Source organism: Butyrivibrio sp. AE2032, assembly GCF_000702965.1.
This window is the reverse complement of sequence record NZ_JNLF01000005.1, coordinates 219,189-234,137: the sequence shown is the minus strand read 5'-3', so window position 1 is coordinate 234,137 and position 14,949 is coordinate 219,189. Positions and strand designations below refer to the sequence as shown.

At 47.0% G+C, this 14,949-nt stretch carries 12 protein-coding genes and 1 pseudogene; 10 read left to right on the top strand and 3 right to left on the bottom strand.

Translation table 11 applies throughout. The features are described from left to right. Positions 1-97: 97 nt before the first annotated feature. Together BO18_RS33080 and BO18_RS18755 are read left to right on the top strand one after the other, a co-directional pair. Positions 98-1,210 (top strand): aldose epimerase family protein, encoded by a 1,113-nt coding sequence (locus BO18_RS33080; protein WP_051688939.1) that lies wholly within the window; start codon positions 98-100, stop codon positions 1,208-1,210. A 70-nt stretch (positions 1,211-1,280) separates the two neighbouring features. Then, a pseudogene (locus tag BO18_RS18755) lies at positions 1,281-2,324 on the top strand (branched-chain amino acid aminotransferase); the annotation flags it as partial. Positions 2,325-2,412: 88 nt separating this feature from the next. Here the strand turns inward: BO18_RS18755 and BO18_RS18750 are convergent. Next, positions 2,413-3,186, bottom strand: a complete 774-nt coding sequence (locus tag BO18_RS18750; RefSeq protein ID WP_081861145.1) for an SGNH/GDSL hydrolase family protein — start codon at positions 3,184-3,186, stop codon at positions 2,413-2,415. 135 nt (positions 3,187-3,321) lie between these two features. Further along, entirely contained in the window at positions 3,322-4,308 is a 987-nt protein-coding gene (locus BO18_RS18745; protein ID WP_034448937.1) for a diaminopimelate dehydrogenase, read from the bottom strand. 134 nt (positions 4,309-4,442) lie between these two features. Here BO18_RS18745 and BO18_RS18740 point away from each other — a divergent pair, with 134 nt between their 5' ends. The 6 genes from BO18_RS18740 (at position 4,443) to BO18_RS18715 (ending at position 11,335) form a co-directional block, all read left to right on the top strand. Then, positions 4,443-5,399, top strand: a complete 957-nt coding sequence (locus tag BO18_RS18740; RefSeq protein ID WP_034448936.1) for a sugar-transfer associated ATP-grasp domain-containing protein — start codon at positions 4,443-4,445, stop codon at positions 5,397-5,399. A gap of 67 nt (positions 5,400-5,466) precedes the next feature. Then, entirely contained in the window at positions 5,467-6,093 is a 627-nt protein-coding gene (locus tag BO18_RS18735; protein WP_081861143.1) for a biotin transporter BioY, read from the top strand. Between the two features lie 96 nt (positions 6,094-6,189). After that, entirely contained in the window at positions 6,190-7,098 is a 909-nt protein-coding gene (locus BO18_RS18730; protein ID WP_034448935.1) for an ATP-binding cassette domain-containing protein, read from the top strand. Next, positions 7,091-8,155 carry an ABC transporter permease subunit gene (locus BO18_RS18725; RefSeq protein WP_034448934.1) on the top strand — a complete coding sequence of 355 codons (1,065 nt, stop codon included), beginning with the start codon at positions 7,091-7,093 and terminating at the stop codon, positions 8,153-8,155. Before BO18_RS18730 ends, BO18_RS18725 begins: the two co-directional genes overlap by 8 nt. Next, the gene (locus tag BO18_RS18720) at positions 8,155-8,832 is read left to right on the top strand and encodes a hypothetical protein (protein ID WP_051688938.1); all 678 of its coding nucleotides are present in this window, start codon (positions 8,155-8,157) and stop codon (positions 8,830-8,832) included. The genes BO18_RS18725 and BO18_RS18720 overlap by 1 nt, the downstream gene beginning before the upstream one ends. Positions 8,833-8,950: 118 nt before the next feature. Next, positions 8,951-11,335 (top strand): hypothetical protein, encoded by a 2,385-nt coding sequence (locus tag BO18_RS18715; RefSeq protein ID WP_034448933.1) that lies wholly within the window; start codon positions 8,951-8,953, stop codon positions 11,333-11,335. A gap of 193 nt (positions 11,336-11,528) precedes the next feature. Here BO18_RS18715 and BO18_RS18710 read toward each other — a convergent pair whose 3' ends face one another. Then, positions 11,529-11,927, bottom strand: coding sequence for a hypothetical protein (locus tag BO18_RS18710; protein ID WP_034448932.1), 399 nt, complete (start codon positions 11,925-11,927; stop codon positions 11,529-11,531). 118 nt (positions 11,928-12,045) lie between these two features. Between BO18_RS18710 and BO18_RS18705 the strand changes: the two genes are divergently transcribed. Both BO18_RS18705 and BO18_RS18700 read left to right on the top strand, forming a co-directional pair. Beyond that, on the top strand, positions 12,046-13,116 hold the full coding sequence (locus BO18_RS18705; protein WP_034448931.1) for a hypothetical protein: 1,071 nt from the start codon (positions 12,046-12,048) through the stop codon (positions 13,114-13,116). Between the two features lie 438 nt (positions 13,117-13,554). Further along, complete coding sequence (locus BO18_RS18700; RefSeq protein WP_034448930.1) at positions 13,555-14,931, top strand: SPFH domain-containing protein; 1,377 nt, start codon at positions 13,555-13,557, stop codon at positions 14,929-14,931. Positions 14,932-14,949 lie beyond the last annotated feature (18 nt).

Below are 14,949 nucleotides of genomic sequence, written 5' to 3'. Positions count from 1 at the left end.
GAAGATGATTATACGTGGCAATTTGCGATTAGGCAACAAGGTTGATTAAATGTGTGCTAAAATCCATTGAAGTAAATCATTTTGGAGGTTACAGGATATGAGTATTACTACCCGTGACTATGTTTCGGCAAGCAATCCCGATAAGTTCAAGGCAAAGCAGTTCACGCTGACCATCGACGGCGGATATGAGGCTTCTGTCATTACATATGGTGCGGTCATTACAGATCTTATCGTTCCCGACAAGGACGGAAAGCCGACCGACATCATGCTCGGCTGTAAAGGTCTTGATGAATATATGGGCAACGGTGCCAATCACGGTGCCGTCATCGGACGTTCCGCAAACAGGATACTGAATGCCTCGTTTACGATCGGCGGTGTTGAATATCACATTCCCAAGAATGAAGGTGAGAATAACCTCCACTCAGGTAATCCCGGTTACCAGAATGTTTTCTGGGACGGCAAGATCCTTTCGGAAGAGGAAGCTGACGAGATAATCGTTGACTCACGCATTGCAGGCATCCCCGGCTGTGACGGCGGAGCAGTTCTTTTGAGCTACACCAGCCCTGACGGTGCTACAGGCTTCCCGGGCAACCTTGATACAAAGGTACTTTACTGCTGGCTTGAGGATAAGACATTCCTCATTCTTTACTGCGGAAAGTCCGATAAGGATACGATCTTTGCGCCCACCAACCACGCATATTTCAATCTCCGCGGCGAGGCGGCTGAAGGCACGGTAAATAACGACCTCATCATGATCAATTCCGACAAGATCACCATCAAGGACGACAACAATGTGCCCACAGGTGAGCTTTTGGATGTTGACGGAACTGTTTTCGACTGCAGGGAATACCGCTTCATCGGCGAGCTCAACGACAGCGATGATCACCAGATGGTCATTTCAAAGGGTATCGATCAGAACTTCTGCCTTAATACATTGGAAGGAACGTTCTCTTTCGCAGCAGCTGTTACGGCTCCCGAATCAGGGATCACGATGGAGTGCCTGACTGATCTGCCGGGCATTCAGATCTACGCCGGCAACAACCTGGGTGACCCGCTCGATATCAAGACAACAAAGGCTTACGGCCAGTACGATGCCATCTGCCTCGAGGCACAGCTCGTACCCAATGCCGTTAACCTTACGGGATTTGATTCACCGGTTATCAAGGCAGGCAAGAAGGTATATCACGCCTGCGGATACAGATTTGTGTAATTTAATAATGCTTTTAGGTTTACCTAGTGGTAAAATCCTTAGTTAATTAAAAACATCTTTAAGAAAGAAGGATAGTTTTATGGAAAAGAAGAATCTCGACTGGTCAAACCTGACCTTCTCTTATCAGAAGACAGATAAGAGATTCGTAGCTAACTACACGAACGGCGCTTGGGACGAAGGCGCGCTCATCGATGACGACATGATCGTCATGAGCGAAGACGCTGGCGTTCTCCAGTATGCGCAGACAGTATTTGAAGGCCTTAAGGCTTATGAGACAGTTGACGGCAGGATCGTTACTTTCCGTCCCGACCTCAACGCTGAAAGACTTCATGACTCTGCAGTCCGTCTTGAGATCCCTCCGATTTCCAAGGAAATGTTCATCAGATCAGTCCAGGAGACTGTTGCAGGCAACGCAGCATGGGTTCCTCCGTACGGTTCCGGCGCATCTCTCTATCTGAGACCTTATATCTTCGGTATCAATCCCGTTATCGGCGTTAAGCCCGCTGACGACTATCAGTACAGGATCTTTGCCACACCCGTAGGCCCTTACTTCAAGGGCGGCGCTAAGCCGATCGCAGTTAAGATCTCTGACTTTGACCGTGCTGCTCCGAGAGGAACAGGAAACATCAAGGCTGGTCTCAACTATGCTATGTCTCTCCACGCAATCGTTACTGCACACAAGGAAGGATTTGCCGAGAACATCTATCTCGATCCCGCTACACGTACAAAGATCGAGGAGACAGGCGGAGCTAACATCATCCTTACAGACGGCCAGGGCACACTCGTTGTACCTAAGTCCGATTCCATCCTGCCTTCCATCACGAGAAGGTCACTCGTTTATGTTGCAGAGCATTACTGCGGCATGAAGATCGAGGAGAGAGAAGTTTACCTCGAAGAGATCATGAGCGGTAAGTTTACAGAGGGCGGTCTCTGCGGTACAGCTGCAGTTATCTCGCCTCTCGGATCCATCAACGATCACGGCAAGGAATTCAAGTTCGCTTCCGGCATGGAGGAGATGGGCCCTGTCATGACAAAGCTCAGAGAGACTCTCACAGGCATCCAGATGGGTACTGTTGAAGCACCTGAGGGCTGGATCATGGAGATCAAGGTCTGATCTGATAACCAGATTGAATCATGAAGGCTGTCACTTGGGTGGCAGCCTTTTAATACGTTTTTGTTTTTCGGAAATGTGATGGAACCTGTCAGACACCCTGATCGTGTGCCGCTTTAAGGACGGCATAACTGAAAAGTCCGACACCTTCGGGTGAGTTGGGATGAAATTCATTAAACATGTATTTATGGGAATCTTCCGTCTCGAAAACAGACATTATTGCGGGATCGGGATTGATGAATATGCAGTCAGTTCCGTTGCACCATTCACCAAGAGCAGCGCGGTATCTGTTTCCCCGTTCAACATACCAGTCATCCACTTCGACAAACGTCCAGGGTGCAATAAAGTAGATCTTTGAGTCCGGTGAGATGTGTTTTAATACATCCGCAAGTTTGGCAGCCCTGTAGGTAAATTCGCTTTCTGTGGCTGAGGCCTGAACGCTGGCGGGGAAGAGGACATCGTTGATCCCGATGGCGACTACATAAATGTCAGCTTCAGGAATGTTTTCCTCCTGTTCTACGAGATCCTTTATAGTCCAGCCGCCGCAGCATACATCCGATGTTTTCCCTTTGATATAAGGTTTGAGCGGCAGATACCAGGCTATTCCGTTGGTCATGTTTCCGTTCGTGATGCTGTCACCTAAAAAACAGAATGATCTGCCGCTCTGCATATCCTCGTAAAGAACACTGTCTTTGAGTTCTTCCGTCATACCGCCGTAAACCTGATATCCGCGGAAAAACCGGTTCATCTCATATGTCGGAATGATCACGGAGACAGTAATAAATATCAGCAGCGACAAAGCAAATACTGCCAATAAAACGGCAGTGGTGCGGCTAATCTTCTTTTTGTTACCATTACTGTCCATAAAAGAATTTTAACAGAGGACAGAAGGGGAATAAAGATTTGTGAGAAAGCCCTGGGGATCTGTAAAAAGAACAGCCTCACAGGCAGTTTTGATGCCGGTGAGACTGTTCATGATGATCGTGTTTAGCGGACGTTATTACAGCAGGTGAGCTCTGAGTTCCTCGCCGGAGAGAGGTGAGAGGAGTGCGGGTGCAATATCGAAAACTGTCTTGCATCCGAAGTCACCCTTCTGTGAGAGACGGTAGATCGCTCTTGCGTAAGCAGTGAGGACGGAACCCGTGAACTCAGGGTTTGAGTCGAGCTTTAACGAATATTCGATAACGTGCCTGTTCTCGCCGTTGACTCCCGTCTTGCCGGTGCGGAATACGAAGCCGCCGTGGTTGATCCTGGAGTGGTCTCTTGCGAATTCCTCTTCGGAGATGAAATGTACTGTTGTATCGTAATCTGCGAAATAGTTGGGCATTTCCTTGATCGTCTTCTCGATGAGAGCGAGGTCTGCACCTTCCTCGGCAACGACAAAGCACTCTCTTGTGTGCTTCTGGCGTGTGGTGAGTTCGGGCTCGGAACCTGAACGTACTGCTTCGAGAGCCTCGTCAACAGGAATGGTGTACTGCTTGCCGTTCTTTACGCCGGGAACTCTTCTGATAGCGTCGGAGTGTCCCTGTGAAACACCCTTGCCCCAGAAAGTATAATCTTTTCCTTCGGGAAGGATGCAGCTGCCGTAGAGACGGTTGATGGAGAACATTCCGGGATCCCAGCCGCCTGAGATAAGTGCCGTATGACTGGAACCTGCAGCTGCCTTGTCAACATTGGCGAAGTGCTCGGGGATCTTTGCGTGAGTGTCGAAACTGTCGATGACATTGAACATTGAAGCATATTCGGGTGTCTGTGTGGGCAGATCCGTTGCCGAACCTCCGCAGATGACGAGGACATCGATCTTGTCCTTGTACTCGGGAGCTTCAAAGACCGGTGCGACATTCACGCCGGGAGTGAGGGTCTTTACCGTTGAAGGATCTCTTCTTGTAAAAACGGTAACGAGCTCCATGTCGGGATTCTGTCTTATGGCGAGTTCAACGCCTTTTGCGAGGTTGCCGTAGCCTAAGATACCTATTCTGATTGCCATATGTAAAACCTCCTAAAGTAACAAGTGTGTTACTTGTTTATTTCTGTTCGAACGACATTATAACAAATAATTCCGCGTTGTATTATAATCCTGCTATGTCAAAACTGAGTTATCTCATAAGGCGCGTTACGCGCATGGACTATAAGGCGATGAACGCCAAGATAAAGGATATCCACGAAAAGAGCGGTAAATCCCGCGTGTGGATATTTTTCGACATGGTCCATTGCGGAAGAAAGTTCGGAGCCGGTTATATGGATTACTGGCTCTACGAGATGTATAACCTCAACGATGCCGAGCGCGACACTTATATCACCAGAGGACGCAACTATGAACTCGTTAAGAGATACAACGATCCGAACTATACGGACCTTATCGATAACAAGATAGAGTTCAATAAGCGCTTCGGTGAGTTCCTCGGCCGCAGATGGATAGAGATCAGGAAAGACAACAAGCAGGAAGTGATCGACTTCATCAACGAACATGATTTCCTGATGGCAAAGGCGGACCTGGGATCTTGCGGCAAAACGGTTGAGAAGATCGACTGCAAGGCTGAGCCTGCTGAAGCTATCTATGAGAGACTCGTAAACATGGAGCGCCCTCATTTCTTCGAGGAGATGATAGTCCAGCACCCGGCTGTAAGCGCGATCTATCCGTATGCCATCAACACGGTAAGACTTGTTACGATCCAGAGAGACGGCAAGGTACATGTTGCAAGTGCCTGCTGCAGGTTCGGTAACTACGGCCACAGCGTCGATAATTTCAACAGCGGCGGCATGACTGCTCCTGTTGATGAAAAGACCGGCGAGATAACCGATTATCCGATAGATAAAACCAAAGTCCTTTACGAGAAGCACCCCATGACCGGTGCCGTGTTCAAGGGCTTTGTTTTCCCGATGTGGGATCAGGTTATAGAGATGTGCACAAAGGCCGCAATGGTCGTTCCCCAGGTCGGATTTATCGGCTGGGATGTTTGCTTTACGCCTGACGGCCCCGTGATTGTTGAAGGCAACGACTATCCCGGACACGATCTTTACCAGCTTCCCGAGCATACCCACGACAAGAAAGGCATCTGGCCAAAGTATCAGTTTTGAGTCTTGATTATCCCGGAAAGGAATAGTATTATCTCGATTGTAAATTAAAAACGCAAACAGGTTTACAATGTCAGAGACAAGTACAAAAACAACTTCGAAAACAACATCTTCCGGCTCACAAGCCGTAAAGAACAGGGCGTTCATCTACGATCTCGTCCTTATATCCATATCTGCGGCTTTAATAACCATATCCTCCTGGATAAGCATTCCGATCGGCCCCGTACCGTTTACTCTTCAAACTATGGGTATACTGGCAGTAATGCTGACCTGCGGCGGCAGGAGGGGAACTCTTGCGATATTGGTCTATCTGGCCATAGGTGCCGTCGGAGTTCCCGTTTTCGCCGGATTCAAGGGCGGGCTAAGCGCATTCGCGGGACCTACGGGCGGATTTCTTATAGGTTTTTTACTTGCCGCACTTGTCTATTGGCTGCTCGAGAAAGCTTTTTTCAAGCGTCTCATGACTTCAACCGTAAGAACATGGGTCCTCGGCGCCGTAATCTCCCTGATATTTGAGATCGTCATGTATGTATTCGGAGTCATCTGGTTCATGACGGTATATGCAGCTCAGACAGGTCCCGTCGGTCTTGCGACCGTTATGACATGGTGCGTGCTGCCGTTCATTATCCCTGATCTGGTGAAGATCGTTTTCGCCGTCGTTATAGGTGAACGCGCAGGCAGGCTCGTCAAGAATTAAGGCTGTATTAAGATAAAGCTCCTTATACTTTGGTATAATGTGGAAAGTCCGGGGAAAAGGGATCCCCGACAATACGGATAATAAGGAGATAAACTCGTGGCTGAGAATAAGGATTATGTTATTAAAGTCAGTGAAGTTTCCAAAGATTACGGAAAATTCCGTGCACTGGACTCCATGAGCTTTACTGTTCCGAAGGGTTCGATCTACGGTCTTGTCGGAAGGAACGGTGCGGGAAAGACCACGATCATGAGAGTCATCTCGGGCCTTCAGAAACCCACTTCAGGTACGGTCGAATATGGTTTCGACCATAAGAAACTCGGTAAGGTAGGAGCTCTGGTCGAGCTTCCTTCGATCTATTCAAATCAGACAGCCAGAGAAAATCTGGTATTCCAATACATCAATCTCGGTCTTAAGATAGACGGATCCATCGAGGAGAGCCTTAATTTCGTCGGCCTCGGAAATACCGGAAAGAAGAAGGCCGGAAAGTTCTCTCTCGGTATGAGACAGCGTCTCGGTATCGCCATGGCCATGAGCGGAAACCCGGAAGTCCTCATACTTGATGAGCCCATCAACGGTCTCGATCCCCAGGGCATCATCCAGATAAGAGACCTTCTTATAAGACTCAACAGAGAGAAGGGTGTAACGATAATCATCTCGAGCCATATCCTTTCGGAACTCTCAAAACTCGCGACCGATTTCGCATTCGTTGAAGGCGGAAAAGTGGTTAAGGAGATCAAGGCAGAAGATCTCGAAGATGCAGGCGGACTGGTAACAGAATTCTATACCGGCACTCCCGAGCGTCTCATCCCTGTCCTCAATGCCAAGGGACTTACGACTTCTTACGATCCTCAGAGCGGTATCGTTTACGCCAGAGGCTATTACAATCTGACTAATATCGTTCTGGCTGCAAATGATGCAGGTGCAAACATAGCCAGGGTCGTTACCAAAGAGACCGACCTTGAGACTTACTTCGTAAAGCTTGTAGGAGGTGAGTCAAATGCTTAAGTTATTGAGATTCGAATTCAGACGTATCATTAAGAGCGTTTTCTTCTGGATAGTTGCTGCATATTCGTTTGTATGGCCGGTGCTGACCGCGCTCTTCTATGCAGCGCTTATGTCACTTGATCTTGAGGATGGCATAAAGTTCAATCCGATCAATATTTCTCAGGACGAGGTCACATTCCTTACCTGGATGCTCTCCGTTGCGTTTATTACCGAACTGCCCAAGTTTGTGGCGCTGTTCACGTGTCTCCACCTCGGCAGGGATTATACGGACGGCATCGTAAGAAACAAGATAATCGCCGGACACTCGAGAGGCGAGATCTACGGATCTTACATGATCACGCAGATAGCAGCCAGTGTTTTCCTTTGTATCGTATACATCTTTTCGTCAATGTTCGGACTCTGGGTATCTGGTATCGGAGTCGGTGTTAACGGCGGCGAGATGTTCGCAAGATTCGGCGTCGCGATAGTCGTATTCCTGGTCATGACAGTTTCATTTGTCGTACTGTCCCTCATTTTCAGGAGACGTGCGCTGCCGGTCATCCTCTGCATCCTTATAGCCATCATGTCGAATGCTGCTGCCGCTGTTATTGGCAGTTTCAATACACCCGGCAAGGCAGTTGATGATTATATCAGGGTAAGACACGAGAATTACGAGGAGATGATCGAGGCCGGAATGCTCGATGAAGACGACGTTGAGGATCTGGAAGACGAATACGACAAGGACAGCTTCCTCGGTGTGGCATGGAAGATATTCCATCCCGTATATGTCGTATCGCCGATAGGTTTTGAAGGCGATTACCAGGCAGGCGGCGTTACCAGCCTTGTCAGCGGAAGCGCCGAGTATGCAGATGAGATCGATTTCTCGGTCAACTTCATCATGCAGTCGATGTATTCCGGTGACATGTCGAGTGTTACTCCGCATGACCTGAAGAAAGTTGATTCAATGCATCTTACTTATGCCGAGAACAACCTTATCTACATCGGCAAGTCCGTCGCATGGATGGCTGTCATCGGTGCCTGGGGCTTCGTAATCTTTAGAAGGAAGAATCTGTTCTGATGTTTTATCTTGATCACCGTTTATCTATCATCATCGGGGCTTACGGAAGTGGTAAGTCCGAGATCGCCGTCAATATGTCTCTTGCACAGCGGAAGGCGCTGCCTGATAAGAAACTGCTCATAGCGGATCTCGACATCGTAAATCCTTTCTACCGCTCGTCGGATTGCGCATCGGTCCTCAAAGATGCGGATATAAGGCTTGTAACCCCCATGTATGCGGGTTCCAATGTCGATGCACCCGTCCTGCCTCCGGATATGTTCGTTATCTTCGATGACGAGTCCTATCAGGGTATCTTTGATATCGGAGGAGAGGACATGGGTGCTCTGGTTTTGGGTTCGCTTAAAAAGAGGATCGAAAACGCCGACGCGGTGATCTACATGGCTGTAAACAGTTTAAGACCTTTCACTTCCGATGCTGAGCAGATCGCGGTAATGACCCGCGAACTTGAGGCAGCCGCAGGCTTTAAGATCGACGGCTACATCAATAACACCAATCTTCTTGAAGAGACGACGGCAGAGATGCTCGCAGAAGGCGAGAGCAAGATATTGGAAGCCTCAAAGATCACGGGTGTTCCTCTTGTCGTCAACTGCGCCATGGAAGGTGTCGAGATCCCTGAGGGGATCCAAAAGACACCTGAGCTTTTCAGGATGAGCAGGAAGATCCATTACGCTTACTGATACTTACGGCATATATTCGGCATAAGTTTCGTGACATATTTCGGAAAAGCCTGATAAAACAGCAAAAATAATCTATAGTGCAGGCAGGGGATAATGCTTTTGTTCGGAGGCTCCGCATATGAAGACGCTGAAACTGTCTGCTCTGGTAATGGCTGTTGTGTTTCTTATGCCGTTGCTTTTATCCTGCTCGAAAGGCAAGACCACTGATGATCTGGTCAAAGAAAACGATCCGTGGTACATATCTTACAGATTTGAATTGGATCCGGACGTGAGTGCTACCGAGATGGTTTCCGGCAACGCAGTTTGTTACAACAAGGGCAGTGTCTATCATCTGTACGTTCTGACTGATATTTCCGACTATGACGATTACCGCAGGGCGATGCTTGATACTTATGATCTGGAAGGCAATCTGGTAAACCGTATAAAACTTTCCAATCCGGGTGATTATCCGATCATCAGTATTGATGCGATACGGGCAGGACAGGACGCAAACACGGCAGAAGCCGCCGTTTCGCTCTATTCAGCTGACGGGTTCCGCAATGCGCTTGTGAATATCGATCTTACAAGCGGTGAAGTGAGCAATGTGAGGAGGCTCACAAATGAACCCGGAAAAGATCTTATGATTTCTGATGACGATATAACGGGCTATGGAGTAACTGATGTCTATTTTGCGGGAGAGTATGTTATTCCCATTATTTTAACTGAATCCGGGTCAAGTGAAGTCGAAGTCCATGCTTACGTATTTAAGGGGTCGAAGTTCATAAACGAACTGGATCTTTCGGGAATGAAAAGCGTATATGATGTTGACGGTTTTACCTGCGATCCGGTCAACAACGTTATTTACACTGTCGGCCACACCATGACGGAAGGTGCCATTGTGCTCGGGTTCGATGCCGGTACGGGAAAGCGGATAAAGACCGTGAAATACGGGGATGACAGCGGAGTGTCCCTCGCGGAATACAAAACAGTCGATTCAGGCGAACTCTGCAGGCTCGATAAATTCGGGAACATTACGGCATTTGACTTAGAGGATCAGGAGGTCAGGACGCTCATAGACAGCGACTGGTATACCCCTTATTTTTCTGATCTTTCAAAGACCGATGTTCAACTTGTCAGCTGTGACAGTAATACTGCTGTTATATGTTCGTCGGAGGCAACGGAATATTCGGTTTTCGATACCGATTATGACAGTACGGTAACCGTTCTGATGAAGGCTGCGAAGAATCCTAATGCCGGAAAGAAAGTAATCGAATTGGCAGCACCGGCCGGTAAGGCGATCAGCGAATATCTGTCAAATGCCATATATGAATTCAACAGGACTAATAATGAATATCTCGTAAGGATTTGGAGCAAATACAAGACGGGTATCAAGGCAGGAAAAAGCATCTCGATGACCGAAGCCGATGATGAGAAGCTGCTTGCGATGATCCAGGAGCTGAACGGGTCCGAAGCTCCGGATCTTGCGATCGGGATCCAGAAAAGATCTGCAATGAGAGATGACGTCTTTGATGATCTTACGGGTTATCTCGATAATGATGTGATGGACAAGCAGTTCCGGAACATCATAGAGGCTTCAAAGACTGGGGATAAGATGTACTTTCTGCCAGTCACTCTCGAGATAGAAGGGCTTGTTATCAACAGGGAACTTGTTAAGGACGGGGCATGTGGCATAACTTTCGAAGATTTTGATGATCTTATCGGGCAGAAACTGGGAGGATTCTCTCCTTACGATTATCCGTTCTCGAAATACTGCAGTAAAAACGGTTTTATCCTTTCGTGCATTGATATCAGGTCGGCGACCGAAGGCGGAAAGGCAGATTTCGGCACGGATCAGTTCAGGGCTGCATTTAAATACGCGGCTGAGCATTTTAACGAGAGCGGTTATGCGGACCCGGCATTTTTTGATTGGGATGAAGAGCAGAACAGGCCCCGCACTGAATGCCGCTATGACAGGATAAGCAGTTATTTGGACTTTGTGTATGCATGTAATTTTGACAAAGGCAGTTACACGATAATCGGAACACCGTCGCTTGACGCTTCTGGTCCGAGATTCAGGGCATTGGAGACGATATCCGTACCTGCTTCATCCGATATGAAGGACGGTGCCAGGCTGTTCATTAATTTCCTGTTTTCGGGCGCAGGCTTTGGCGGTTCATCAAATGAGTTTCAGGATATCGTAACAAATAAAGTGATAATGGAAAGGAATCTATCCATTATCTCCGAGAAAAACAACATAAGTGTGGATGCCGGCCAGACGATGTCTGTCTTTGCGCCGGGTCTGGATGATGTTTTCGAAGTGTACGGAAATAAATATTCCACAAAAGATATGGAAGAACAGCTTATGAAGAGTCTTTCAGCCATTTCGACGTATTATTATGACGATCCCGTCATTACCGCCATCCTTACCGAGGATCTTGAGCCCTGTTATGCGGGGGACCGTACGCTAGATGACGCAATAAAAATATTAAACGAACGTACGGACAAATATATCAATGAAATATAGGTCTTCAGATCCTTTCGGGATTTTTGACATTTTCGCCTAGGGTGAATGAAAAATCATTGTTGTTTTATTGAATAAATGATTTAATTTTTCGACATTTTACAATTCTGCTCAAAAATATGGTTAGAAAAAAGCGTAGTCGTTTATCTTACTAATATAACAAACTGTTATCTAACCTTGGAGCGATCCGACTTGATTAATACCATGGCGGCATAAGAATGCTCATGGCTATTACTGCCACTAAAACTATGCATACACATATAATGTCGATAACAGCCCATATGCTTTTACGATTGATGACTTTTGCAATGATCGCCGGAATAAGCATGAAACAAAAAAAGAAAAACATTGCGATGCTAAAATTAATTGCTTTATCCGGATCAACGCCCTCAGCATATAGAATGGCCCAGAAACAGCATGTTAAGACCACCCATGCGGTCGATACTCCGCAAAGTACCATCGAGCCTATCTGTTTAGGCTTGGAAACTTCGTTTTTTCCTTTTTCAGGGTCTTTTATATATTCCTGATAATATTGGTTATACGGATTGTCAGGGAAACTGTTTTTATCCGGAAATATATCTTTGTTCTGTTCCATTCTGTTTGTCCTCTTATGTACTCTGACGCTTTCATCATTATACAATGTTCTTGCAATCGTATGTCATTAAGCATGCAGAAATGATAAAATATCTTTTAGATTAGAAGGGGATAAGGAAATGTCTGAAAACAGAAGTGTCATTAGCAGTGTTAATGTTACGAGCACGGACATTAAGTGTCCGGGGTGCGGTAATTCCATCGGCATAGGTTTTGATCCTGTCACCGCAACTTTATCATGTCCATTCTGCGGGTTATCGACAAAGCTCTCGACTCCTCAAAACGGTGCTGTTGCCGAAGAACTCGATTTTAACACAGCTTTGCAGCGTGCGAGTGTGGATTGGGGCAGTTACAAGAAACTCATCGTGTGCTCTAACTGCGGCGGTCAGACGGTTTACGATTCCGAACAGGTTACAGGTGCCTGTCCTTTCTGCGGTTCAACAAGCGTTGCACCCGCTGCCGAGAATGACCAGATAATGGTACCCAATGCTGTTATCCCTTTTTCGATCAGCAAAGATCAGGTTCAGGATCTATTTATCGGCTATTTGAAGAATAAGAAGCTCCTTAAGAAGGGCGTGTTAGATTGCAAACTCGAAAATGTTGTCGGTATCTATCTTCCTTTCTGGACTTTTGATGCTTATACCGCTTCATCTTATACTGCATATCGCTACATAGTCGGGAAAGAGAATAATGAACAATTCACCGGAAGCTGGTATCAAGGCTTTGATGACATCCCGATCTTTGCTTCAGACAGAATTAGTAATCCGTTCATTTCAAAAGTTCAGGACTTTGACTTTACCAGAGCCGTTCCTTATTCATCAAAATACCTTGCCGGTATTCCTGCCGAGAGGTATACACTTGGACTCAATGAAGGTTGGGAACGCACAAAAAAGCTGATAACTGAAAAGATAAGACGCGGCATCCGTTCCAATCGTTGCTATGGCGAGAAAATCTACACTAACTATTACAACGTTAAATTCAGATGCCTTATGGCACCTATATATCTTGCAAAATACAATTACGGCAAAAAGACTTACCTTGTAGCCATCAACGGACAAACCGGCAAAACATGCTGCAAAGCACCTACTAAAATTGGCAGGATAATTGCACTCATATTAATTGCCGACGCATTACTCGGAGTCATTGGTTATTTGCTGTTTTTTTTGTTAGTCAGCTATATTAGTTCACTTTAGATTTATTTTGCTTTAGGGTTCATTTTAAAGATGAGATGTGGCGTGAGATAAAAGAGGTCGGCCACTTCTATGACAAACTTGAAATGATGTGGGCGCTCGTGAGATAATCGATCAGATCAACAGCAGATATACCGACTGCTGAGATATCCTGATCGGTATCCCGAAAGCACTAGACACAATATGTTTTTCATATAAAAACGACTGTAGTATCTCGAGCCGATTTTTATTGAGCTTTTTTTTATTTCAATATTGTCGTAAGTTTGAATTTTACCTGATATTTGCAGAATCGACCTGGAATCCGCAAGATGCTGGTTTCATTGTCTTTTTTCACATTATCGTTCCAAACGCTGTGTAAAATCATTGTTGTTTTATCAAATAAATGATATTATTTTTATCGGCGGAGTTATTTTCGACCAAGTTTCAGGAGGAATAATTAATATGGGATTGATTAGTTTAATCAAGAATGTGGCCGGAACCACTTTTGATTCTATTTCAAGCCAGATCCAGGATCAGTATCTTGAGTTCTTCACTCAGGATTCTTTGGGACAGGAGATCCTTGTTAAGAAGGGTGCAAACAAGATGGAGAAGGGAAGAAACAAGGGTAATTCCGAAGTTATCTCCAACGGCTCCGTTATCAACGTACCTGAGGGTTGTTTCTGTCTCCTCGTAAACAACGGAGAGATCGTCGATGTTGTTTCTGAGGCTGGCGCTTATAAGTGGGATACATCTACAGCACCTTCAGTTCTTGCAAACAAGAACTTCGGTGAGAACATCAAGCAGTCTATCGGTGACATCTGGAACCGTATGAAGATGGGCGGAGAGATCCAGCAGCAGCAGAGAGTTTACTTCGTAAACAAGCTCGAGATGATGAATCAGAACTTCGGTACACCTTCACCGGTACCTTATGCAGACCCTGAGTATCGTAACATCTACATCCGTCTGAACGGTACATTCTCGTTCAGAGTAGAGAACCCGGTAACTTTCTTCAGAAATATCGTCGGTAACGTTAAGGACGAGTACACAGTAGCTGAGTTCATGGGAACACCCGCTAAGCCTCAGCAGCCCCGTCTCGAGTTCCTCGACAATATCACAGAGACACTCAATAAGTGCGGCGGCCCTTACCCGAACGGTATCATGTTCTCAACACTGCCTTCAAAGCAGGGCGAGTTCAGAAGATACATGCAGGATTGCCTTGATGACGAGTGGCTCCAGAAGAGAGGTATCGTTGTAGAGACAGTTGCCATCGCTTCCGTTACACCTGACGACAAGTCCCGTGAGAGAATCGAGAAGGTCGACGAGGCAAAGCTTTATGGTGCAGATCCTGGTGCTCTCGGTGCAGCAGTTGCTTTGGGCCAGACAGAGGCTATGAAGGCTGCCGGTGCAAACGCAAACGGCGCAGTCAACGGCTTCATGGGCATGGGCATGATGGGTGCCGTAGGCGGCAACAATGCCACAGCAGCAGCTATGAATACAGTTCAGCAGCAGGGCGGCGCTCAGCCCGGCGGATTCTTCGCAGGTGCAGCTCAGGCTCCCGTTCAGCAGGCAGCTCCCGTTGCAGCAGGTTGGACATGTTCCTGCGGCCAGGGCGGCAACACAGGTAAGTTCTGCGGCAATTGCGGTAAGCCTCAGCCCGCTCCCGCAGCAGCAGGTTGGACATGCTCCTGCGGTCAGACAGGCAACACAGGTAAGTTCTGCGGTAACTGCGGACAGCCTCAGCCTGCAGCAGCTCCTTCGGCTTGCCCTAAGTGCGGCTACAAGCCCGCTGACGGCAATATGCCTAAGTTCTGCCCTGAGTGCGGATCAAAGATCGAATAAGATCCATCGGTTCTTAAT

What these genes read in the sequence shown, in the direction of transcription:
- BO18_RS18750 (WP_081861145.1), bottom strand. Translation starts at nt 3,186, where the DNA reads ATGGACAGTAATGGTAACAAAAAGAAGATTAGCCGCACCACTGCCGTT.
- BO18_RS18705 (WP_034448931.1), top strand. Translation starts at nt 12,046, where the DNA reads ATGTCTGAAAACAGAAGTGTCATTAGCAGTGTTAATGTTACGAGCACG.
- BO18_RS18725 (WP_034448934.1), top strand. Translation starts at nt 7,091, where the DNA reads ATGCTTAAGTTATTGAGATTCGAATTCAGACGTATCATTAAGAGCGTT.
- BO18_RS18745 (WP_034448937.1), bottom strand. Translation starts at nt 4,308, where the DNA reads ATGGCAATCAGAATAGGTATCTTAGGCTACGGCAACCTCGCAAAAGGC.
- BO18_RS18740 (WP_034448936.1), top strand. Translation starts at nt 4,443, where the DNA reads ATGGACTATAAGGCGATGAACGCCAAGATAAAGGATATCCACGAAAAG.
- BO18_RS33080 (WP_051688939.1), top strand. Translation starts at nt 98, where the DNA reads ATGAGTATTACTACCCGTGACTATGTTTCGGCAAGCAATCCCGATAAG.
- BO18_RS18715 (WP_034448933.1), top strand. Translation starts at nt 8,951, where the DNA reads ATGAAGACGCTGAAACTGTCTGCTCTGGTAATGGCTGTTGTGTTTCTT.
- BO18_RS18735 (WP_081861143.1), top strand. Translation starts at nt 5,467, where the DNA reads ATGTCAGAGACAAGTACAAAAACAACTTCGAAAACAACATCTTCCGGC.
- BO18_RS18700 (WP_034448930.1), top strand. Translation starts at nt 13,555, where the DNA reads ATGGGATTGATTAGTTTAATCAAGAATGTGGCCGGAACCACTTTTGAT.
- BO18_RS18720 (WP_051688938.1), top strand. Translation starts at nt 8,155, where the DNA reads ATGTTTTATCTTGATCACCGTTTATCTATCATCATCGGGGCTTACGGA.
- BO18_RS18710 (WP_034448932.1), bottom strand. Translation starts at nt 11,927, where the DNA reads ATGGAACAGAACAAAGATATATTTCCGGATAAAAACAGTTTCCCTGAC.